Origin of the sequence: Planctobacterium marinum (assembly GCF_036322805.1) — a bacterium.
GTDB classification, from domain to species: Bacteria; Pseudomonadota; Gammaproteobacteria; order Enterobacterales; family Alteromonadaceae; genus Planctobacterium; species Planctobacterium marinum_A.
Map to the genome: position 1 here is coordinate 757,637 of NZ_AP027272.1, position 23,118 is coordinate 780,754.

At 47.1% G+C, this 23,118-nt stretch carries 20 protein-coding genes; 9 read left to right on the top strand and 11 right to left on the bottom strand.

Annotated features, from left to right (window positions below; translation table 11 throughout):
- Positions 1–55 precede the first annotated feature (55 nt).
- The gene (locus AABA75_RS03355) at positions 56–1,921 is read left to right on the top strand and encodes a DUF294 nucleotidyltransferase-like domain-containing protein (RefSeq protein ID WP_338291099.1); all 1,866 of its coding nucleotides are present in this window, start codon (positions 56–58) and stop codon (positions 1,919–1,921) included.
- Positions 1,905–2,579 (top strand): 3'-5' exonuclease, encoded by a 675-nt coding sequence (locus tag AABA75_RS03360; RefSeq protein WP_338291100.1) that lies wholly within the window; start codon positions 1,905–1,907, stop codon positions 2,577–2,579. The genes AABA75_RS03355 and AABA75_RS03360 overlap by 17 nt, the downstream gene beginning before the upstream one ends.
- Position 2,580: 1 nt before the next feature.
- Here the strand turns inward: AABA75_RS03360 and AABA75_RS03365 are convergent, their stop codons facing one another.
- The gene (locus AABA75_RS03365; protein WP_338291101.1) at positions 2,581–3,066 is read right to left on the bottom strand and encodes a hypothetical protein; all 486 of its coding nucleotides are present in this window, start codon (positions 3,064–3,066) and stop codon (positions 2,581–2,583) included.
- A gap of 51 nt (positions 3,067–3,117) precedes the next feature.
- A complete protein-coding gene (locus AABA75_RS03370; protein WP_338291102.1) occupies positions 3,118–4,497 on the bottom strand; it encodes an alpha-amylase family glycosyl hydrolase in 1,380 nt (459 codons plus the stop codon).
- Positions 4,498–4,832: 335 nt separating this feature from the next.
- Between AABA75_RS03370 and AABA75_RS03375 the strand changes: the two genes are divergently transcribed.
- Together AABA75_RS03375 and AABA75_RS03380 are read left to right on the top strand one after the other, a co-directional pair.
- Positions 4,833–5,735: a class I SAM-dependent methyltransferase gene (locus tag AABA75_RS03375; protein ID WP_338291103.1), complete on the top strand. Its 903-nt coding sequence runs from the start codon at positions 4,833–4,835 to the stop codon at positions 5,733–5,735.
- Positions 5,736–5,737: 2 nt separating this feature from the next.
- The gene (locus tag AABA75_RS03380) at positions 5,738–6,688 is read left to right on the top strand and encodes an N-acyl amino acid synthase FeeM domain-containing protein (protein WP_338291104.1); all 951 of its coding nucleotides are present in this window, start codon (positions 5,738–5,740) and stop codon (positions 6,686–6,688) included.
- 25 nt (positions 6,689–6,713) lie between these two features.
- Here the strand turns inward: AABA75_RS03380 and dbpA are convergent, their stop codons facing one another.
- The 3 genes from dbpA to AABA75_RS03395 form a co-directional block, all read right to left on the bottom strand.
- Positions 6,714–8,093 (bottom strand): ATP-dependent RNA helicase DbpA, encoded by a 1,380-nt coding sequence (gene dbpA, locus AABA75_RS03385; RefSeq protein ID WP_338291105.1) that lies wholly within the window; start codon positions 8,091–8,093, stop codon positions 6,714–6,716.
- A gap of 138 nt (positions 8,094–8,231) precedes the next feature.
- Positions 8,232–9,623 carry a M16 family metallopeptidase gene (locus tag AABA75_RS03390; protein WP_338291106.1) on the bottom strand — a complete coding sequence of 464 codons (1,392 nt, stop codon included), beginning with the start codon at positions 9,621–9,623 and terminating at the stop codon, positions 8,232–8,234.
- Positions 9,607–10,953, bottom strand: coding sequence for a pitrilysin family protein (locus AABA75_RS03395; RefSeq protein WP_338291107.1), 1,347 nt, complete (start codon positions 10,951–10,953; stop codon positions 9,607–9,609). The genes AABA75_RS03390 and AABA75_RS03395 overlap by 17 nt, the downstream gene beginning before the upstream one ends.
- A 169-nt stretch (positions 10,954–11,122) precedes the next feature.
- Here AABA75_RS03395 and AABA75_RS03400 point away from each other — a divergent pair, with 169 nt between their 5' ends.
- Positions 11,123–11,962 (top strand): formyltransferase family protein, encoded by an 840-nt coding sequence (locus AABA75_RS03400; RefSeq protein ID WP_338291109.1) that lies wholly within the window; start codon positions 11,123–11,125, stop codon positions 11,960–11,962.
- 25 nt (positions 11,963–11,987) lie between these two features.
- On the opposite strand, the gene AABA75_RS03405 is transcribed toward AABA75_RS03400, so the two are convergent.
- The 6 genes from AABA75_RS03405 to AABA75_RS03430 all read right to left on the bottom strand — a co-directional run bounded on the left by AABA75_RS03405 (position 11,988) and on the right by AABA75_RS03430 (position 18,680).
- Entirely contained in the window at positions 11,988–12,881 is an 894-nt protein-coding gene (locus AABA75_RS03405; protein WP_338291110.1) for a carbon-nitrogen hydrolase, read from the bottom strand.
- Positions 12,874–13,929 (bottom strand): agmatine deiminase family protein, encoded by a 1,056-nt coding sequence (locus AABA75_RS03410; protein WP_338291111.1) that lies wholly within the window; start codon positions 13,927–13,929, stop codon positions 12,874–12,876. The genes AABA75_RS03405 and AABA75_RS03410 overlap by 8 nt, the downstream gene beginning before the upstream one ends.
- A gap of 432 nt (positions 13,930–14,361) precedes the next feature.
- Complete coding sequence (locus tag AABA75_RS03415) at positions 14,362–15,120, bottom strand: 3-hydroxybutyrate dehydrogenase (protein ID WP_338291112.1); 759 nt, start codon at positions 15,118–15,120, stop codon at positions 14,362–14,364.
- Entirely contained in the window at positions 15,120–16,175 is a 1,056-nt protein-coding gene (locus tag AABA75_RS03420) for an extracellular catalytic domain type 2 short-chain-length polyhydroxyalkanoate depolymerase (protein WP_338291113.1), read from the bottom strand. The genes AABA75_RS03415 and AABA75_RS03420 overlap by 1 nt, the downstream gene beginning before the upstream one ends.
- Entirely contained in the window at positions 16,172–17,365 is a 1,194-nt protein-coding gene (locus AABA75_RS03425) for an E22 family MetX-like putative esterase (RefSeq protein WP_338291114.1), read from the bottom strand. The genes AABA75_RS03420 and AABA75_RS03425 overlap by 4 nt, the downstream gene beginning before the upstream one ends.
- 16 nt (positions 17,366–17,381) lie before the next feature.
- A complete protein-coding gene (locus tag AABA75_RS03430; RefSeq protein ID WP_338294793.1) occupies positions 17,382–18,680 on the bottom strand; it encodes a GntP family permease in 1,299 nt (432 codons plus the stop codon).
- Positions 18,681–19,030: 350 nt separating this feature from the next.
- On the opposite strand from AABA75_RS03430, the gene AABA75_RS03435 reads away from it, so the two are divergent.
- The 4 genes from AABA75_RS03435 to AABA75_RS03450 all read left to right on the top strand — a co-directional run bounded on the left by AABA75_RS03435 (position 19,031) and on the right by AABA75_RS03450 (position 23,066).
- Complete coding sequence (locus tag AABA75_RS03435; protein WP_338291115.1) at positions 19,031–21,367, top strand: TonB-dependent receptor; 2,337 nt, start codon at positions 19,031–19,033, stop codon at positions 21,365–21,367.
- Between the two features lie 116 nt (positions 21,368–21,483).
- Positions 21,484–22,137, top strand: a complete 654-nt coding sequence (locus tag AABA75_RS03440) for a response regulator (RefSeq protein WP_338291116.1) — start codon at positions 21,484–21,486, stop codon at positions 22,135–22,137.
- Between the two features lie 35 nt (positions 22,138–22,172).
- Positions 22,173–22,649 carry a hypothetical protein gene (locus AABA75_RS03445; protein ID WP_338291117.1) on the top strand — a complete coding sequence of 159 codons (477 nt, stop codon included), beginning with the start codon at positions 22,173–22,175 and terminating at the stop codon, positions 22,647–22,649.
- 45 nt (positions 22,650–22,694) lie between these two features.
- Positions 22,695–23,066 carry a hypothetical protein gene (locus AABA75_RS03450; RefSeq protein ID WP_338291118.1) on the top strand — a complete coding sequence of 124 codons (372 nt, stop codon included), beginning with the start codon at positions 22,695–22,697 and terminating at the stop codon, positions 23,064–23,066.
- Positions 23,067–23,118: the final 52 nt, after the last annotated feature.

The window sequence follows — 23,118 nt, forward strand, 5'->3', positions numbered from 1 at the left end:
CGGTTCGGTACTCATGGGTATCGAGCCGCTTTGTCGTTTCACGAGAGACCTGAGCATGTCAGATTTACCCAAACACACAATTGATTTTTTTACTCAAGTTGCCCCGTGGGATTCTTTGTCTCAAACGGAATTATCAAGTCTGATCCAATCTGCCAATTTGGTCTATCTGAATGAGGATTCATTGCCGCTGTTGGATACACAGCAGCGACTGCAACATGGTATTTTATTGATTCAAAGTGGTGAATTTGAGGTGGCCAGTGACAATCCTGGCGCTGCGCCTTCGCGGCGCTTTATCAGTGAATCTGAATACGTTTTTCTGCACAAGCCAGAATTTCTTTCTACAGAAGCGACTCAATTTAACACTGAACAAATCACCAAAATACACACCCCGGGGTTGGTGTTTTGCCTGGATATTCAGATTTTGCAGACATTGGCAGAACAAAAAAAAGCAATCAAAAGCTTCTTCATCGAATTACTCAAATCACTGCGCAAGGAAGAGCTGCACTTTTCACAGTTAAACTGGCAGGAAGCTAACCTTTTTGAGTTGTGTCAGCGTGATCTGATTACCGTCACAGAAGAGACGACTATCGCAGAGTGCGCTCAAATCATGTCCCACAAGCAAGTGTCCTCGGTACTGGTGTGCCAGCAACAGCTGTTATCGGGTATTCTCACTGACAAAGATTTGCGCAGTCGGGTATTAGCTAAAAACCTATCGGCAGAGTTACCTGTAAAGCAGGTTATGACAGTTAACCCCGAGGTGGCTTATCCTGAGCAGGACTGGCTGGATGCCGTTTGTTTGATGTCGGAGCAAGGTTTTAGTCATGTGCCCATTGTCGACAGACGGCACAAGCCTTTGGGTATTATGACCAAGTCTGATGTTATCAATCAGCAAAAATCCAATATCGCCTGGCTTATCAAATCACTTTCTCGCGCTGATAATCTTTACGAACTCATCCAACAGGCCTGGCAAATCCCTCATTACATTCGTTTTAATATGCAAGGTAAGCAAGGCTTTGCCACTGTTGGTCAATGGTTGGCGAGAGCCACCGATGTTATGACTCGGCGCCTGATACAGTTTTATGTCAGAAGCCACGGTCCGGCGCCCATGGCTTATTGTTGGCTGGTGTATGGCAGTCAGGCGCGCAAGGATCAACTTTTGACTTCCGATCAGGACAATGGCCTGTTGTTAGCAGACTCACCAGATGTAGAACAGGCGGTCTGGTTTAAAGGGATGGGAGAGTATGTTTGCAATGGCTTAGCAAAATGCGGTATTTCCCTCTGCAATGGTAATATCATGGCCAGTAACCCGGAACTCAGGTGTTCATTGGATGAAGCAATCGAAGAAGCCCGGCGGTGTGTCACTGAGCCCAATAATGACCGGCTTTTACACTTCAATATCTTTTTAGATGTGCGCCTGGTGGAGGGCAATGAGGAGCTGTTCTCGCAATTACAGAGCCGGCGTGCTGAGCTGTTCAAACAGCCTTTGTTTTTAGCGGCATTAGCACGAGAAGTTAATAGCAACGACTTACCGCTTAACCTGTTTCAGCGATTTGTTTATGAAGAGCATATTGAAGGGAAAAAGATTAATCTTAAAGTTAAGGCGGTAGCGGTAGTAAATAGCATTGTGCGCTTGTACAGCCTGGCGCAAGGGATTAAATATGCCAGCACACCGGACCGCTTAGCCGCGTTATCGGAATCGGGTATGTTAGCAGCAAAAGATTGTGCCAACCTGAAAAGTATCTGGTTCTTTCTCAATGAGTTGCGCCTCACCAGCCAGCTAAATCAGACTCATCCTGACAACCTGGTGGATGTCACAGTGCTGTCCCCGCTGGAGAAATATCAGTTGAAAAAAGCCCTGCAAAGCATTAAACGTACTCAGTCTGCGCTACTAGTGAAATTCAGTAGTGGCTTGGGAGGGTAGTGTTTTGCCGTGGCGCTTCCTGAAAAAGTATCTGAAGCCAGAACAATCCCACAACACATTGCTTAACCTGGGATGGTCTCAGTTGCCGTTATTGGCAGTCGATCTGGAACTCACAGGATTGAACCCGAAAGAGGATAAAATTGTGTCTGTTGGATGGATTGAAGGTGTTGGTAGTAGCATGGCGCTGTCTTCAGCGTTTCACACCCATATTCAGGGCGCGCAGCAACTCAAACAAAGTCCAATTATTCATGGGATAACGGCATCAGAAATTGCCGAAGGAGTCCCGCTACAAGCGCCATTGGAAGTGTTAGCTAATTATGCAAAAAGTCACATCTGGGTAATGCACTGTTGTGCTTTGGATTGGCAAATGCTGCATAAAAGCTATATGGAACAACAAATGTTATCTCCGAAGCCGGTGATTGTGGATACTTTGTTGCTGGAGCGCTACTTACTGGCTAAATCAGGAGACACCCATAGTCCGGTGGATTTAAGCCGGGCAAGATTGCGCCACGGTCTACCCAATGCTCATGCTCACAATGCATTAGATGACGCCGCCGCGACCCTGGAGTTGTTGTTTGCGCAAGTGAGTCGATTGGGGCTGACAGCTCAAAGCAATATCAAAGCGCTCAAACACACCGGAGCGCTGAAGGCGCTATAATTTACCGTCGTGTGCCTTTTCCTAAGCGCACGATTCCTACGGTAAAGCCCTGGTCTTGAAATACGGCACTTTTACCTGGGGGGAGTTTTTGCTCAGAAGAATAATCGACGGCTTCACCGCTGGTAAAACGGGTGCGCAATTTAATGCTGAAGATATCGTTGTTTTCATCTTCGGCGGCAATCATGCCGGTGGTTCTGGCGCGATTATCAGGCTGTATGGCTGCGTTGACGGGAGACAACCCGGCGGTAGGTACACTAAAGGAGCGGGTGCGTTGAAATTGCATTTGCGCGTAAAACTGCCCATAAACCACTTCCGTAGCATCGTTACACACCACAATGGCAAAGCGATTATCGGGGCCGTTGAACATGTTATTAGCCTGTTCCACCGCACTGTTTTGCAATGCCACCAGACGCTGACAATTTTGGGCCATCGCTTGCCCGGAGAAAAGACCTGTCAAAACTGCAAGAAGCAGGACTTTCTGTTTCATAAAACCTTCCACGTTTTGCGCAAAAGTTAAGTATACGCGCAAATACGCAGATTAGTTCTGCAAAATTTTAAATCCCCAAGGCGGTAAGGTCATTTCGCTGTTTTCATTGAAATTTAACTGTGCCTCTGAAAACACATCTTTGTACTCACCGTGATACAGGGTTTCTTCGAAAGACACAGTTTGGGCGCTGTCCGAGAAGTTGAATATTGCGAAAACCTTGTCGCCGTCTTTTTCTCTTACAAAACTCAGTACCTGTTTCGCTGCAGTATTGGGTATATGCACCATGCGGCCACCATACTGACCATTCCACAGCGCTTTGTTGTTTCGTTTTAATGCGAACAGCGTTTTGTAAAGTTCACCTATGGGATGGGGTTTCCAGACAATAGGATCTTTTTCAAAGAAAGCTAAACGCTTGGCGTTTCCGGCTTCCTGGCCGTTGTACATCATGGGGAAACCTTCCCCCACAACGGATAGGGCAATCACTGCATCCAAAGCTTCACCATAATTCTCAAACATGGTGCCTTCCCAGGCATTGGTATCGTGATTAGCCACATGCACCATGCGGTAAGCCTCTGCGGGAAAGGCGCTTTCGTTCCATGAATAATAAACAAACAAACCGCCTACATCAGCGTGGCCGTTAACAATCTCATGCATGGTTTTAGACCAGGACCAGGCGTAGGTCATATCAAAGGCTTCTGCGTGTAAATCACGAGACTCCCATTCTGCCAGCATCAATACAGGCTTAATGGCATCCAGTTCTTTGCGCACGTTGTTCCAGAAATCTACCGGGACGAAACCCGCCACATCACACCGATAGCCATCGATACCTACTTCGGCTACCCAGAATTTCATGGCTTCTGTCATGTATTTGCGCAAAGCAGGTTGGCTAAAGTCTAAATCAATGATATCTGACCAATCCCACCACGGTGTGGGACGAAAGTCGCCTTTGTAGTCCCGGTCATACCATTCAGGATGCTCAAAACGCATCCAGTTATCCCAGGCTGTGTGGTTGGCCACCCAGTCCAGAATCACATACATATCCATGTCATGGGCGGCGGCTACAAAGGCCTTTAAATCTTCCAGGGTGCCAAATTCCGGGTTCACCTTCAGGTAGTCCTTTACGGAATAAGGGCTGCCCAGCGTGCCTTTGCGATTTTCCTCACCGATGGGGTGGATAGGCATTAGCCAAAGTACGTTCACCCCTAGTTCTTTCAGCCGAGGCAATTGTTTTTGCGCGGCAGCAAAGGTGCCTTCGGGGGTAAATTGCCGAGTGTTGATTTGATATAACACGGCGTTTTTGGACCAGTCTGGAGGGGTAATTTTTACGTAAGGCTGAGGTTGATAGGGGTTCGGTGCTTCAGAGGTTGCGCTACAGGCGACGAGTAAAATCAAAAGGACGCAAGTAAAAAGCACACGTAGTCGGTTAGCCATAGCCAATATCCCCAGCTCAGATGGACCAAAATTTAGCCTATAACTATAGCTACCGCCAAGCTGACAAGGCAATGTTGTGCATACGTATTCACTTCGAAAGCATTGGAGGATAGATTTTGTATAAAAGGTTAGTACTTACTTCAATTTTTTAGGTTTCAAGTACTTCGCCCGTGGGTACGGATTGTGACGTTAAGTTTATGTGCACAACACCATAGACTTTTTGGCTTTTGGGCTCTAACTTTCAATTAAGGAAATAGAATAACCATAATTACACGTCGCGGTGGTGTGTTGTCACAAGTGGTTAAGTCCGGGAAACGCAGAAGAAGGAAAATATAGTGAAAGACAATGAAGCGAGTTCTACCGCCTATACCGTTTTGCAGGGTTTGCTTTTTGTAGCGCAAAAACCTGAGTTTAGTCACCTGGTATCGGCCCGAAACCGTGAGCTGGGGACTCACATTCTGCAAAGCTCTGAGCAGGGGCGTAAAAGACTTAAACAAATCCATTCTACTGTCGGTAAAATACTTTTGCCGCTAATGGAGCGTTTAATTTTACCCTCTATTGGTCTTCATTACGCATTGCGTAAAGCATATATCGAAAAGAAGGTTCGGGAAGCAATTGACGCTGGCGCTACTCAAATTATTAACTTAGGGGCGGGATTTGATACTTTGTTGTATCGTCTTGCAGAAGAAAACGATAAGCTCAATTGTATTGAAATCGATCATCCCGCAACGCATCAGGTAAAAGAGAAGGCGTTAACTTCCGGTCAAATGGCGCTGAGTAATCTGCATTTTTTGCCAGTAGATTTTACTCACCAAACTTTACAGCAAGAACTTGAGCAATTTAGTGCCTTCGTCCCGCAACAAACCACCGTGTGTATTGTCGAAGGGGTGCTCATGTATCTGACACCGGAGCAAATTTACAGTTTGCTACAATCTTTGCTGGATTTGCTTGATAGTAGCCCCAGACATCTGGTGTTTACCGCAGTAGAGCCGCCCAGCAATCACCCGGAATCTTACGGACCATTATTGAAGTTATACCTGAAACTCAAAGGTGAGCCGTTGAATTGGTTGTGTGATGAAAATCATTTAAAAGCCTTTATTGAGCAATCAGATTTTAAATTGCAGGAAACCGCCAACAGCGAAGCTTTTCGGCGGCAATTTGTCCCCGATTGTGCAGCGCGCTTACACAAGGGAGAGTATGGAGCCTGTGCTATCTCTTGCTCAACACGGGAGGCTTAGTTATGCCGATATGTATGCGACTGGCACACAGTACGGAAGAGCTTGACAGCGTTTTCCGATTGCGACATTTAGTTTTTGTGGAACAGGAAAAGATATTACAGGGCAACAGTGAAAAACGACTATACGACAGGTTCGATGCGTTCCCTTCTTCGGTGCAAATGCTCGCCGAGCACAACGGGCAAACAGTGGGGGCATTTCGCTTTTCGCTGGACGATACCTGTGGATTACCTGCAGATGATTATTTCGACTTTCGTCCGTTCGTCCCCAAAAACGCGAGACTCATGCATTCAGGCATGTTTTGCGTTCATAAGGACTATCGTGGTGAAAAAATTGCGATGGGACTCATATTGATGGCTGCTTATTACGCTATGTCCAATAATATTACTCACGTTGTTGCCCCCATTAACCCCACTATTGCCCCCTTACTCAGGCGTATTGGTTTCAAAAAGGTGGGGGAGCAATTTCACGATCCTCACCTTGATTACCAGGTTTTACCTTTGCTGATGGATATGGCTGATATTAAAGACTTTTTTGTGGAGTTTATCCGCCAGAATAAATTGCATGATTTCATCATGGATTATCAAAGGTGGTTCTGTAAGGCGGGCGAAACTATCGTTAAAGCCGGAGATGATGGAACTGAAGCGTTTATTATTATCGATGGTAGTGCTGAGGTGAGGTTACCTGGTAAAAACTCAGTACTGGCAACCCTTGAACCGGGAGAAATGTTTGGTGAACTGGCGCTTATAACGGGAGAATGTCGTAGTGCCGATGTGGTGGCCAAAAGTGAATTGCAAATGATGGTCATGACTAAAGAAATCTTCTTGAAGCGCTTCGTGGAGGATTCCAATAAAGCGCTGGCATTAATGCGTATGATCAGCAAGCGCAGCCAAAGTATGATTATGAATCTGAAATATGGTCACCTGGCCCGTGATGAGACCGGGTCACTTGAGTAAGTGACCCGGTCAGGCACATTGTTTATCAGGCCAGTCTTCTGGCTTTACAGCGACGCCCTTTAATTTTTCCCTCTTTAAAATAGTTCAGGGTGCGTTTTACACTACGTACTTTTACCGCCACAAAGGAGTGGGTGGCGGTGATCTTGATTTTACCTATGTCATCACCGGGAATATCTGCGTCCTGAGTTAGTGCTCCTAAGATATCGCCGGGGCGCAGTTTGTTCTTTTTGCCAGCGTCGATGGCCACTGTCTGATATTTCGGCTCAATGATGCGGTTGGCATGAAAACGCAGGGCCTGAATACCTTTCCACTTGGCTTTTTGTTGCTGTAACTCTTCAATGGCGCGCACAAAGTGAATTTCTTCTGGCGCTGCCAGTGTCACCGCTACTCCCTCACTATCGGCGCGGCCAGTGCGACCAATGCGATGGATATGGGCCTCGGATTCCATGGCTACCTGATAGTTGATAACCAGGCTCACACCATCAATATCCAGGCCGCGCGAGGCAACATCGGTGGCTACCATGATCAATTCACTTTGGTTGCTAAAGCGGGCGATTACCTGATTGCGCTCTTTTTGCTCCAGGTCGCCGTGCAGTGCGATGGCGCTAAATCCCATTTCCCGCAAATCATCTGCCAGCTCCTGACAAGCCACTTTGGTATTGCAGAAGATAATGCAAGACTCCGGCTGGTATTCGGATAGTACCGCCGCGGTGGCTTTGGTTTTATGCTCTTTTTGTACTTCGAAGAAAGTCTGTTCAATCTTCTTGTTGTCGTGAGTGGTGGTCACCGTGACCTCAACGGGAGAGCGCTGAATGTCCTGACTAATGCGTTTAATACTCTCGGGGAAGGTAGCGGAAAATAATAAGGTTTGGCGTTCTTGAGGTACTTCCCGGATAACGGTGGTCATTTCTTCTTCAAAGCCCATATCCAGCATGCGGTCGGCTTCATCCAGTACCAGGGTTTTCACGTGCCACAGGTTTAGGTGGCCTTTATCGATAAGATCCATGATGCGTCCGGGAGTGCCAACAATCACATGGGCACTGTGTTGCAGAGACTGTATTTGCGGGCCGATTGCGGTGCCGCCATATAAAGTGAGTACTTTCAGGTTGGGCATGCGTTTGCCTAACTTGCGGATTTCTTCAGCTACCTGTTCAGCCAATTCGCGGGTAGGGCACAATACCAAACTTTGCACGCCAAAGCTGCTGGTATCGGTTTTCTGTAGCAAGCCCAGAGCGAAGGTGAGGGTTTTACCACTGCCGGTTTTTGCCTGTCCGAGTACGTCTTTCTCCGACAGAATATCAGGCAGCGCCTTTTGCTGGATTTCCGTCATCGTTTTAAATTGCTGATTATCCAATGCTTCAAGCAGAGCGGGAGTAAGTGGGAGTTGACTAAATTGATTGGACACGAAACACCTTTGAATGGACAAAACAGATTTGGCGGGGATTATCCCGGTTATTGCCAGAGGGTACAAATTTAAATCACCGGGGGCGTAAAAAAGCCCGGCGAACCGGGCTTGAATCTGTCAAAAAGCAACGCTCTTGGATTAAAAAGAAAACCCCGGAGCGGTAATATCCACTTCAGTAACATCGCCGTATTTTTTAACAATATCTTTGATCTCTGAGCTTTTACCTATGATGGTAAATTGCAGATTGTCTTGCGGAAAGTACTTAGCAATGAGTGCTTTGCTTGATTCGCTATCGAGTTTGTCTACATTGCTTTGGAAGTTGTTGATAAAACTCTCATCAAAGCCGTAGATAAACATGTCGCCTAGTAAACCTGAAAGCTGCCCTGAAGTCTCATAGCGGGGCGGGAATAAGCCTTTTACATAAGCTTTAGCCGATTTTAAGGTGGCATCATCCAGACCTTTTTCCCACAATCTGGCGTAGGTGCTTAAGGCTAAATCTATCGCTGCTTCGGTGTTTTCCGTGGCGGTAAAGGTGGAGATATAAAAGTGACCGGAATGCTTCATGGCACTAAAGCGACTTCTGGCACCATAGGTTAAACCCGAATTAACCCGAAGCTCATCGTTTAACCAGGACGTAAAGCGGCCGCCTAAAACGGTGTTGATCACACTCAATGCCACAAAATCCACATTACTGCGCGGGATCCCCAAACCACCGATATAAAAGGTGGTTTCTCGGGCGTCGTCTTTATTTACCAGCAGTACGCGATCCTTGTCAAAACCTTCCACCACCGGAAATGCGGTTTTCTTTGCGGCTTTGCCGGCGCCTTTCCAGTCAGCAAACAAGCCATCAATATTGGCTAACATGGCTTTAGCGTCGAAGTCTCCCACAATCACCAACGCTGCGTTTTCCGGCCGGAACCAACCTTGATAAAAGGATTTTAAATCGTCCAGTGTGGCTTTTTCAGTGGACACTGCATCGCCACCAACAGGGTTACTGTAGGGGTGCTCGCCGTAAATCAACTGATTATTGTAAGAGGCAATGACATTGCGCGGGCTTTCTTTTTGACGTTTTAACGCACCCAGGTAACGGGTTTTATATTTATCAAATTCGGTGGCGTCAAATGAGGGGGCTTTAACTACATCAGCTAATAATCCGAGGATTTGTTGTTGGTCTTTTTTGGCAAACGACGCTGAAATACGGCTGTCGTCCAGTGATACATCCGTATCAAACTCTGCACCGACAAATTCCAGCGCTTCTTCGAAAGCGTTTTTATTGAGTTTGCGGGCACCGAACAACATATTCTCGGTGGTCATGGTGGCCAAACCTGCCAGTTCGCCATCTCGGGTGGCGCCTGCATTGAATACCACAGTGGCGTCGATTAATGGCACTTCTTTTTGTTCCATTAAATACACTGTCAGGCCGTTATCTAGTGTTGTTTTTTGATATTCAGGCAGGGTGTAAGCTGCAAACGCTTGCCCGAAAAAACAGAGGATGAATCCTGAAAGTAAAGTTTTATAGATCGTTTTCATGGCTGTCCTCCTTGGAATCTAAAACACCCACTGTGCGGTTTTTCTTAATCAGGTAGGTTTTGGCAACCCGCTGAATATCTTCTTTAGTGACTTTTTCGAAGTCTTCCGGAGCGCTGAACATTTTTTTGTAATCGCCGTGGAATAGTTCGTAGCGACCTAACATATCGGCACGGTTATTGATGGTGCCCACGTTGCGGTAGAAATCCACAAGACGCTGGTTTTTCACCTTTTGCAATTCTTTGTCAGTAACGCCTTCTTTGGCTACCTTGTTGAGCTCTGCGATGATGGCCTTTTCCAGCGTTGTTGCATCAGCAGATTGACTGGCCACGCCATAAACGTAAAACAAGTTCGGGTCGAAGCTATCAAAAGCGAATGTCGAAACACTGTCCGCTACTTGCTGTTCGAACACCAATGAGCGCATTAAACGCGAGCTATTGCCTGAGGATAGAATATCGCTGAGCAATAATAGCGGATAATAGTCTTCATGGGGGTTAGGCGGCATGTGAAAACCCATCATGATATTGGCACTGGTCACCGAAGGTTTTTGCACATAAACCCGGCGCTCGCCTTTTTGCTCGGGCTCTACCGTATGGATCTTACGCGGCGGCTCTTGAGCTGGAATCGGCTCGAAGTACTTTTCCGCCAGACGCTTAACTTCTTCAGTATCCACGGCTCCTACAAAAACCGTGACGGCATTATTAGGGGCATAAAAGGTTTTGTGAAAGGACTTCAAATCTTCCATGCTCCAGTTTTCAATATCTGAAGCATGACCAATCACTGGCCAACTGTAGGGGTGGGCGCGAAATGCGGCGTTCTTAACTTCTTCCCAAATAGTCCGGAAGTTGCTGTTTTCCAGGCCCGTGGAACGCTCAGAAGTTACCACGCCGCGTTCACTTTCTACTATGTCCGGATCCAGTGCCAGGTGTTGGATGCGGTCGGCTTCCAAATCAAACATCACTTCGATGGCATCTGCAGGGTACCAGTTTGTGTAAACCGTCAGGTTTTCGCTGGTGTAAGCATTGTTGGCGCCACCATTGGCTTCCATGGTTTGGTCGAACATTTTAGGACCGTATTTTTTCGCGCCGTTAAACATCATATGCTCAAAAAAGTGGGCGATGCCGGTTGTGCCAGGATATTCGTTGCGGCTACCTACCTTCCAGAAGATGTACATATTGGCATTGGGGATGGAATGATCTTCCATCACCATGATGGTCATTCCGTTTTTAAGAGTGAATTTGGTCACGTCTTCGGGAGACATGGTGGCGTGAGCATTGAGGGTTGTACCCATCAATAACAGCAGGCCAAAACAGGTGCAAAGTCGTTTGAGCATGGCTAACCTTTGAATGTTGTTATTTTGAGGCAAAACCATAGCCTGGAATGACCCTAATGGGAATTGGAAGTGAACGCAATTTGCGTATAAATTATTAACCAATGTTGTAGATTATGGTTACAGAATGTTTTGCGCTATGGTTAATCGAATACTTTTTTAAGAGGCACAGATGAATATCACCATTCTGGCAAACCGCGATTTGCACGCCAACATTGCCCTTAACCTGATGCGGCCATTGTTTAAACAGCATCAAATCACGCTATTTCTTTCTGAATCTGTGGGGCTGGCAAAACCTGATTGGCGAATACCACAGGCGCTACAACAGCTTAAATTCATTGAACAAGGAGTATTTAATCAAGTTATAACGCCACTAGTGGAGCAGCAAAAGCATCAGCACCGATATCTTTCCTTTAATGAATTAGGTGCGCTGAGTGGCAATGGTTGCCGGGTGCTGGAGAATATAAATAGTCCTGTAGGACTTGATGTGTTTAAATCCTCACAGCCTGATTTAGTGCTTTCTATTCGCTTTGGCAAGATTATCAAAGCGCCGATTATCGCTATCCCCAAGCTTGGGGTATTGAATCTACACTCCGGCTTGTTGCCCCAATATCAAGGCATTTTAACCACCTTACACGCATTGATCGCGGGAGAATCGCAGGTGGGCTGTACACTGCATTTTATTGACTCGAAGGAGATAGATACTGGCAATATCATTGAAATGGCCAGTATTGATGTTGACAAATCCCGGTCCCTGTTTGGTCATGTTTTAAAGCTGTACCCGGCAGGCACCAAAATGATAATGAATGCGATTGCAAAGCTTGCTCAGGGACAGTCGCTTGCTAGTGGAGCGCAAGATGTATCAAAACAGCATTATTTTGGTTTACCGGAAACGCAACACTTTGAGACGTTGGAAAGGCGAGGTTTTAAACTATGGCAGCAAGAAGAGGTGTTGCAAGTGTTAAAGCATTATCTGGCTATGGAAACAATGGCAAAATTGGGAGCCTGGTAGCTCCCGAGCCGTTATTCGGACTGGTTTAGCTTCTCCAGCGTTTGGTGAGATCCTGATAATCATCAATGCGACGATCTCGGAAGTAAGGCCAGATGCGACGTACTGACTCGCAGCGTTTCATATCAAAGGTTACCACCAGATTTTCTTCTTTATCGGCAGGAGCGCTGGCTAAAATCTCTCCTTGAGGACCGGCAATAAAGCTTTGTCCCCAGAACTGAATACCTGGATCACCCTCAATCGGCGATTGTTCAAATCCGGTACGATTAGCTACCATTACCGGGAGTGAGTTGGCAACCGCGTGCCCTCTTTGAATAGTTTGCCAGGCACCAAACTGGCGCTGTTGTTCTTCTGGTGTATCGGTTTTATCCCAACCAATAGCGGTGGGGTATAAGAGAATTTCTGCTCCTGCCATAGCCATTAAGCGTGCCGCTTCCGGATACCATTGATCCCAGCACACCAGCACCCCTAAGCGGCCTACAGATGTATCAATAGGGGTAAAACCCAGATCGCCAGGCGTAAAATAAAACTTTTCGTAAAAGCCCGGATCATCGGGTATGTGCATTTTGCGGTACTTACCCACCATCCCCTGCTTGCCATCAAATACTACAGCCGTATTGTGATAAAGACCTGCTGCACGTTTTTCAAATAAAGATGTCACTAGTACGATGTCTAGCTCTGCGGCTATTTGAGCAAAATAATCGGTGGCTGGGCCGGGAATGGTCTCAGCCAGATCGAAATAATCTGTATTTTCTTCCTGGCAAAAATACAGGGTGCTGTGTAGCTCCTGTAACATCACCAACTGACAACCTTTTTTGGCGAGTCGCTCAATCTGTAGTTTACTGACTTGCCAGTTTTTGTTTTTATCGTTGTCAGCAATAGCTTGCTGTACCAGACCTACTGTAAGCATACGTTCACTCATAAACCGACACTCCAAGATGTAATTGTTCAATAATTTCAGGCTTTAAGGTGTTTGTAGGTACTTGCATACTTATACAGTGCAAGCTTCCGTATTGTTGTATCAGCGCTCGACAGTCAATCGGTACAACCTTATAGTCCGGGTAGGCTTTTTCCAGTGTTTGAATCGCCAGTCTATCTTCTGGCTCACCGTAGATGGGGGCAAACACATGCTTATTGCTCAACAAGTAGTTAGCATACGACGCGGGTAATCTGTCTCCATCTTCATTAAATATTTCCGGTAGCGGTAGTTCAAATATTTCACATTCCGGCAGGGCAGTTCGACACTCTTCCACCAGTGCCGCTAAACCGGCAAAGTGGCTATCTTCTGGGCGGTTAAAGGCCGACTGTATCACCAGGTTATTTTTGTGGGTAAAGCGCACCAGGGTATCGATATGACCATCGGTATCATCACCTTCAAGATGACCATTTTGCAGGATCAGTGTTTTGCGGGCGCCTAGTTGCTCGGCAAATTGTTTTTCGTAGTCGCTGAGACGTATCTCGCCATTGCGCTCGGGGTTACTTAAACACAGTGCGGTAGATAACAGTATTCCGTCGGCATTGATTTCCAAGGCCCCACCTTCCAGCACCAGGCCATATTCAGTGATTTGTTTACGGCACATATCCGCCAGATAGGCACAATTCACGCGGTTGTCTTTGCTGGCGTCAAACTTGTTACCCCAACCATTAAAGGTGTAGCTGACAGGATAGCGGTGACCACCCAGATCGCAGGTTAAAAACCCGTAATCGCGTATCCAGGTATCGTTGTAGTCAGCCGGTACCAGCAGCACTTTAGCGCTAGGATGCAAGCGCTCCTGTAACTGAGCAATTTGATCAGGGCGGGCCAGCAGGATCACCGGACAAGAATAGGTATTTATTTTGTTAATGAGGGAGATGTAAGTCTCTTGCACTTCTTCCAGCCAGTCTGCCCAATCAGTTTTGGCATCTGGCCAGCTCAGCAAAATCGCTTCCTGGGAAACCCATTCAGGTAACAGTCGAGGTACGGATTCCATAATGTATTGCGTTAAGGATAAAGAGCACAATTATAGCGTGAGAGATGGCAAAAAGTTTAGCTGAGTTTTGATAAAGTTTTTTCTATAACTTCGTTGATTTGATCGGCCCAGTGCTAATAGAGCACTATTTTTAATGTAAGGTTTTATACTAAAAACGTGACGGGAAATAGGCTGTAGATAATCTTTAGATTTTTTGTCGGGGCGCCGACGGCGCCTCAAGGGGAGCGGCTGCGCCCCCCTTGAGAATCCCCCGCAGCCCCTGACGCGCAAAGACATAAACTTAGCTATCAGAACAACATTGAACACCAATGACAGCACATCCTTGTGCTGGCATTGGCTTGGGCAACATCCCTGTTGCTCATCAAAGTTGTTTTTTCTGATATCTTCGTTTATTGCGCGTAAAGGGGATCAAAGAGCCACTTTTGAAACACATCAGCGTACGGTCCAGCCGCCATCCAGAACTAATGATTGGCCAGTCATATTGCAAGCTTCCTTGGCCATTAAAAACTGCACTGTATGGGCAATTTCGCTTACATTGATAAAGGCTTTTTTAGGCATCGGCTCAAGCATAATATTGTTGATCACTTCTTCTTCGCTAATGCCATGAGCCTTGGCCTGATCGGTTATTTGCTTTTCCACTAAGGGTGTTTTGACATAAGCAGGACAGATGGTGTTGATGGTGATATCGGTATCAGCAGTTTCCAGCGCCAGTACTTTAGAAAAACCCGCCAGGCCGTGTTTTGCCGCTACATAGGCGGATTTATAGGGCGATGCAATTAAACCGTGAATAGAGCCGATATTAATAATTCGGCCAAATGCCAGGTTACGCATACCAGGCAATAGTGCACGAGTCAGACGAGCCGGGCCGGTCAGCAAGATATCAACGATAAGCTGCCAGCGGTCCATGGGAAAGTCTTCCAGCGGGCTGACATGCTGAATTCCGGCATTGTTGATCAGGGTATCAACGGGTTGCTCTAGTGACGCCACAAGATTATCAATATCCGTTTGTGAGGTGACGTTCAACACATGAGTTTGACAATGGATGTTCAGCTCTGCCAGTGTTTGCTGCGCTTGTTGCAGTGCATCCTCGTTCATATCGGTCAAAATCAACTTATGGCTGGCACCCAGATGTTTGGCGATACCCAAACCGATACCACTGGCGGCACCTGTAATGAGCACACTGTGTTGCATTACTTACCTCCTGCAGCGACGCTAAGGGCGTCTTTGGGTGATTGTTTGAGTGTCTCTACCATAGTGGCAATCGCACTCATTTGTGGACCACTACGCTGTGCGAAATCGTCTCCGGTATAGCCCCACCAATCCCAGCAAGCAAGCGGGTTAAGGGGATTGTTGGAGGCAATTTGCGGGTACAGCACCACCAGATCGAGCTGGTCTGCTACGGCATTAAATCCACTGTTTTGCACATATTTATTGCCAATGGTGGCAGCGTTTTGCTGACAGCCGTGGAAGCTGATATGTAAATCGCAGGAAGCACCAGATTCACACTGTTTGGGAACATATAATGATGCGCTGTCGTCCAGTCCGGTGGCTCTGCCGTTTATTTGGCTCGGTTGCGATAGAGTGTAGAGGGTACCTTTGTTGGTATTTTGCGGCTTGTTATTAGGGTTTGCTTGTTTCTTTTGTGGATAGAGCCAGTGTAATAGCTCTGTGGCTGCATCAAAGTCACAATTATTAATAAAAGGTGTGGCACTGACGCTGCAATCCAGGCCAAAATCGGCCGTGGGCAGACCGTGATTAAAAGGTTTGTCATTGATGAAGCGAATGTTTTTGTTACTGGTGACTTCACCGTATTGCAGAGCAAGAGCACTGCTGACATCGGCCCCAACTCGCTTGTCCAACGTGCCGTGCAACAACCAGACCCGATCTTGTTGCAGATTAGCGAGGGAAGCGATGGATGCTTGCGACGCAAGTTGTTGCATAGGGGCAATAAGTTCTTTTTCTGATAAAGGGCTGCCGTCTGCAAGGCATTGTTTCATGGCTACCATCAAATTGCCTTCGGAGCAATAATAAGGCCCGGCTGCGATAATACCGGCACCTGCTACCGTATCTGAGTGGGCAATGTGATACTGGTTGGCCATGTATCCGCCAGAAGATATCCCTGACACGGTTATCTGCTCACCGAGGTTTAAGGCTGCAGGGCTTTGTTCTGCACAGACGAGGCTGGTGCCCGTTAACAATACTGTGCTCAAAAACGCTGCCTGTAAGGAAGGGAGAGAGGGTTTCATACTTTTTGCTCCAGAAATTGTTTCAGGGTGTCGGCCTGTTGCTGCACGTTATAGATGCCATCCAGGTGACCCCAGTCGCCAGTTATCTCGGTGTATTGTGAGCTTTTACCAGCACTCTGTAGCATCTTGTGGGCTTGCTTTGCCATATCAGGGAACAATAATAAATCGCCCCTGGCTGGCAAAAAAAGCGACTTTGCCTGAACCTTGTTTAAGGCTTTTTCGAGGTTACCATCGTGGCCAGCCATAAATAACTGACAGGCCCGAACCAGATACAGTATGTGGTTGGCATCCATACTGGTGGCGCGCTTGCTTGCCGCCTGGTAGAGCCAATCTACCACTTTGAAATTGTTGCGGATGTCCAGTGCCGGTGGTTGTTCCAGTGCTGAATGTTCAGGATTAAGCTGATTAAAAATGCGCGGATGCATGGCTTCCTGGGTGATGATGGCCAGTGATTGGGTTAAGCCCTCCAGCGGGGCTGAGCTGGAATAATAATCGCCATTCTGCCAGTTCGGGTCGCTAAGTATGGGATTGGCCCATTTTTGTAATCCCGTTACCAGCCAGGCATCTGACTGTGCAACGCCAATCACAGAAACCATGCGCTCTACCATATCGGGATAAGCCACTGCCCATTCAATCGCCTGCATCGAGCCCATCGAAGGGCCAATCACAGCATGCAGTTTTGTGATCCCTAAGCTGTCCAGCAAAGCTTTTTGGGTATTCACAAAATCGCGAATGGTTACCACCGGGAAATCCAGTCCCCAGGGTTTACCTGTTGCCGGATTAATGCTGGCAGGCCCGGTGGTGACAACCTGTTCGCTATAGGCACTGACATTGGCCAAGGTATCCATACTGAGCACAAAATACCGGTTGGTGTCGATGGCTTTGCCCGGACCAATAATGGCATCCCAATAGCCGGGATTAACGTCATCTTCGGTGTATTTACCGGCGGCGTGGGAGTTGCCGGTAAAATAATGAGTGATCAGAATCGCGTTAGATTTATCGGCATTGAGTTCACCGTAAGACTCCCAGCCAAGTGTAACCTGAGGAATGGTTTTACCATTGGTTGTGTTAAAACTTTCAAGCTCCAGGGTTTGTTTTTCCACTAAAAAACTGGCCTGAGCTAATTGACAGAACAGCAATTGACAGAGAATCAACACACTGATTTTTTTGATAAAGGATAGCTGATTCATAATACACATCTCATAATCAAAACAGGATAAACAAGGTGACAGCCAGGGCCAGGCCTATGAGGGGTACAATACCTGTCATGGCAAACATGGACCAGTAGGCACTGGCGTGGGTTTCTTTACAAATAGCACGAATCGTGGTGACTACATAGCCATTGTGGGGCAGTGTATCCAGTGCTCCTGAACTGATGGCGACCACTCGGTGCAATTCTTCCGGATCAACGCCTTGGTCAATGTAGTGGGGAGCCAGCAAAGGTAAAGCGATTGCCTGACCACCGGATGCAGAACCAGTTAAGCCTGCAATTACTGATACCGCTACTGCTGCGCCAATCAACTCATTGCCGGGAATTTGGGTCATCACATCTACAGCTACCTGAAAGGCTTCGGTGTTTTTTACCACTGCGCCAAAACCCACAACAGCAGCGGTGTTCCCGATGGCAATCAAGCAGCCAGTAGTGCCTTCGTTAATGGCATTGTTGAGGCTTCTGAAATATTTGAAGCATAGGACCAGGATACTCAAAACGCCGCCGCCTAACGCCAGAATCAGGGCTTTGTGACCAAAGGCATCGTGTAAAAAGAAAGACAGCAACAACACTACCAAAAGGGGAATAAAACCTAAGGCGGGATGGGGCAAGGTGTCTTTGTCTTGTGGGCTGCTAAGGCCCGGATCATCCTCGCGACTTTCGAAGCATTCACCGTTGGCAACGGCTTTGCCAATCATCTTTTTCAGCCACCAGTAGCCAAAGGTGGCCATAAAAATCGCCACTACCAAACTCACCTGCCAGCCGGCATAAGGGGTAGTACCGAGGTATTTAATGGGGATCCAGTTTTGAATTTCTGGTGAGCCCGCTGATGTCATGGTAAAGGTCACCGAACCAAAGGCCAGTACCGCAGGAATAAAGCGACGTGGCAAGTTGGCATCTTTAAACAGACTGAGCGCCATCGGATAAACCGAAAAAGCCACTACAAATAAGTTAACCCCGCCGTAGGTTAAGATGGCGCAAGCGGCGATTACCGCAAATACTGCGTGTTGCATGCCAAGCTTGCCTACAATCCAATGGGCGACACTGTCGGCAAGACCGGTATCTTCCATAAACTTACCAAACAGGGAGCCCAGCAAAAACATAAAAAACCAGGCAGCAATAAAACTGGTAAAGCCCGACATGTAGAAACTCACCAGATCGTCGCTGCTGGCCAGCAGTGGTAAACCATTGGTAAGTGCCACAAGTGCGGCGCATAATGGTGCGCTGATGAATAAATTCATGCCCCGCATAGTTAGTACAATCAGCAGTACCAAGCCGCCGATCAGGCCCATCATTCCGATAAAGTCTGTCAAAATCTCATACTCCTTACGCCATGCCCAAACCCGGATCCCCGGATTGTGGTAACGGCATTGAAAACAGCCTCCATAGCGTTGAAGCTGCTATGGAGGCTGTAAAACCCTGCAAAACGGACATTGAGATGGAGGAGTTTCGAATGGATTCTGAAACAGGATTGAATTTTTGCATATGGTACTTAAGTACAGCATACCAAATGTAAAAAATTCGTTAATGTAGCTGCGACATTGAGTGAAGGCGGGCTTAACACCGCTTATATCAACGACGTTAACTTGTTAATTCTTATAAAAAATAACGTTTCGTGGATATGGCATAGCAAAGGGTATGTACTATGAACAACACAACGATTAAAGCAACGCAGACTGACAAAGGTCGACGCAGCAAACTGTCACTTGCCGTGCTGGTGGCGCTGGCAGGCAGTGGATTGTCTGGCAATGCATTGGCTCAGGAGGCTGAACAGGAAACCAAAGGTCTGGAAAAGATTCAGGTTACCGCACGAAAAACGGTAGAAAGTATTCAGGAAGTACCGGTGGCTATTACCTCGGTTTCAGCTGACGAATTGGCGGAAAACGGTCTGGCAGAAATTACCGAAATCCAAAGTTTATCTCCCAATACCACCTTACAGCGCAGTCGTGGCACTAACAGTACCCTTACCGCTTTCATCCGCGGCGTAGGCCAGCAAGATCCGCTTTGGGGTTATGAGCCAGGCGTCGGTATTTACATTGATGATGTGTATTTGGCTCGTCCTCAAGGTGCGGTGCTGGATATTCTGGATGTGGAACGCATCGAAGTTTTACGCGGCCCGCAAGGCACGCTATATGGTAAAAACACCATTGGTGGCGCAATTAAATATGTCACTAAAGCTATGTCTGGTGATCCAGAGTTTTCCGTGCAAGGATCAATAGGTAGCTACAATCAACGTGATTTAAAAGTGACTGGACAATACCCTATCAGCGAACAGTTGTACGTGGGCTTTGGTTACGCATCTCTAAATCGTGATGGCTTTGGGGAGTATTTACAGTCTGACTTAGACGGTCAAGACCGAGAAAACTACAATAAAGAAGTGACCGCGGCCCGCATCACCCTGGAGTACAAACCTTCCGACGATTTGTTCTTTCGCCTGGCGTGGGATAAAACCGATGATGACTCCAATGCTAAAGGCGGCTATCGCTTGTTGCCCAGTATATTGACGGATGCGCCGGTACCGGATAGCGTTTATGACTCCTACACCAGTTTACCTACCTGGAACAAAGTAGAACTGGAAGGTTTGAGTTTTACCGCTTCCTGGGATGTGAGCGATAGCACCACATTAAAGTATGTGTTTTCTGACCGCGAAAGCTATTCCCCCACCAATATCGACTTTGACAATACTCCGTTGCGTATCTTTGATGTGCCGGCCATTTATGACGATGAGCAAACCACCCACGAATTACAGCTCAATTACGTCAACGGTGATTTTAGTCTGGTATCGGGATTGTACCACTACGATGGTGAATCCTGTGGTCAATTTGAGGCGATTCTTGAAGTACTGGGTGTAGGAGTATTTGGTACGCCAGGTTTGACTCGCGAAGTATCCGGCTGCAGTAACTCCACCAGTAAGGCAGTTTATGCCCAAGGTAGCTTTGAACTCTCTGATAAATGGTCTATGACACTAGGCGCACGCTACACCCAAGATGAGCGCGAAGCCACGGTAAACAATGGATTAGTTTTCGAGACTATTTATCCGGAATCCGGATGGGTGCCGGGTTATGTGCGCGACGAAGCTACCATTGCTGCGTTCGTGCCTACTGTGCTGGATGATGAAGACGACTGGTCACGCTTCACCCCACGAGTGGGTGTAGAGTATCAACACAGCGACGACGTTATGTTTTATGCCTCGTATGCTCAAGGCTTTAAATCCGGTACCTTTAATCCTCGCGCTCAGGCTTTGGATGTCCCTGAGGTAGCAGCAGATCCGGAAATTGTGGATAGTTTTGAACTAGGAATGAGGAGTGATTGGGGGGATAACCTCAGAGCCAACCTTACCTGGTTTACCCTTGATCACAAAGATCGCCAGTACATTTCTATTTTACCTGGCGATGGATACGAGGATCTCAATCAGCGTTTAACAAATGCAGGTAAATCAGAAGCATCAGGTATTGAAGCCGAATTTACTTATCTTGCCAGTGATGCATTAACCTTCAACCTCAACATCGGCTGGATTGATGCTGATTTCACCGAAGTTCTGGATACCGATCCAACTACAGGTGAGCTATTTGATAAATCCGACCGCTTCAGCATTTCTAACACGCCGGATCTCACCTATAACCTGGGGCTGAACTATGCTTTTGACAATCAGTTCGGTGATTTTGTCTTTAATGCCAACTATTACTATCGCGACGATTATGTGTTGTTCGAAGAAGACAGTCTGTTAACTCAAGATGGTTATGGCCTGCTGAATATGAGCCTGAACTGGTACAGCGCCAGTGGCGACTGGACAGCAGGACTGCACCTTAAGAACCTGACGGATGAGGAATATATGGTAGGTGGTTATCAGTTTGTAACCCCAGACCAATCTGACCCTACAGACATCAGTTTATACACGCCGGGTCTTGGCGGAGATAATACACTGATTGCCTATTACGGCGATCCACGCACTGTTACCCTCACGGTAGGCTATCGATTCTAAGTGCGGATGTGTGTGCACGTTTGCGGGTGTTCCGGCACCCGCCGTTTTTCTGTTCTGTTATGTGAGGTGGATTGTTTCCACTGCAACCATCAAGTACATTATGGGGACAAATACCTATGACAACCCCTGATGCCGTGAAAGCCATAGTTGCTGATGACCATCCGCTGTTTCGCGCAGCACTGACCCAGGCGATTTTACAATCGTTGGGGCAATGCCAAATCGTGGAGGCGCAAAGCTTTCCTGAGGTGCGGGATGCCTTAAAGGCGCAACCGGAAGTAGAGTTTATTTTTTTAGATTTAAACATGCCCGGCTGTGACGGTTTCAGTGGCCTAACTGAGCTGCGCCACACCTGGCCAGATATCCTTGTGATCATGGTGTCTGGCAACGAAGACCCCAGCATCATCACACGCGCGATTCATCTGGGGGCCAGCGGATACATTCCTAAATCTGCCTCATTAGGTAATATCTCTGAGGCGGTGGATACCGTTGCCAATGGAGAAGTGTGGTTGCCGCAGGGCATCGATCTGGATCAGGTAACGGAAACAGAGTCCGAAGAAAAGCAACTAGCCGCCAAAGTGGAAAAGCTGACACCTGCGCAATTTAAAGTGCTGCAATTACTCAGCGATGGCTTGCTGAACAAACAAATTGCCTGGGAATTGCAGATTCAGGAACGCACGGTAAAACATCACGTTTCCGCCATTTTAGAAAAACTCCAGGTAAATAATCGCACCCAAGCTGGTTTAATACTGCAACAACTACGACAGGTATAACCGACGTTTGTTATGCCATTCTCTATGGAGTTGCCATGCTAATTACACCGGAAACTGTGGGGCCAAATCTAAGTGGGGTATTGCTACTTAAAATTGCCGCAGGTTTGAGTTTTGTTGCTGCAATATTGCATATCGCCATTATCTTTGGCGGGCCGCAGTGGTATCGCTTTTTTGGGGCCGGGGAGGGCATGGCCAAGCTGGCGGAAATGGGCAGTTACCAACCCGCCATAACCACCTTGATCATCGCTGCTATTTTATTTCTGTGGGGATTGTATGGCTTGTCAGGGGCGGGAGTCATTCCACCATTACCACTGCAAAAACTGGCCCTTTGCACTATTGCCTTTATCTATGTGGCACGCGGTCTTGCGGGCTTTATCCTGCCTTTTATAACTAATCATCCCGCTATCAGCCAAAACTCCGTTACCTTCTGGTTGGTAAGCTCCACTGTATGCACGCTGTTTGGCGTTTTCTATCTATTGGGAACCGTAAAAAACTGGTCAACATTGGGGTAAAGCTGGCAAGATTGATTGTAGAGATATTTTATCAAAGTCAATCTAATGCAATTCGACCATATTAATATCAGCGCCCCGGCGGCATTATTGAAACAAGAAAGAGATTTTTTATGTGAAGTGTTTGCTGTGAAAGAAGGTTTTCGACCTGACTTTTCCCGGTCAGGCTATTGGTTGTATCACGGTGAGAATGCCTTCTTTCACTTGATGGAAAGTGAGCTTCATAACAAACCCGAGCAACCCGCTCATTTAGATCATGTGGCGCTGCGTATGCAGGGGTTAGGTGATTTTTTACAGAAATTAAAGTCATTGGAAATTGACTATAAAATCATGACGCAGAAAGCCTTGTCTATCACTCAAGTGTTCTTTTACACGCCTTCAGCAATTCGATTGGAAGTGGTATTTCATGAATCGCTTTAACGGATGTGAGGCATTGATTACACATACGTTATGAACTAAAGTGGAATTTGAG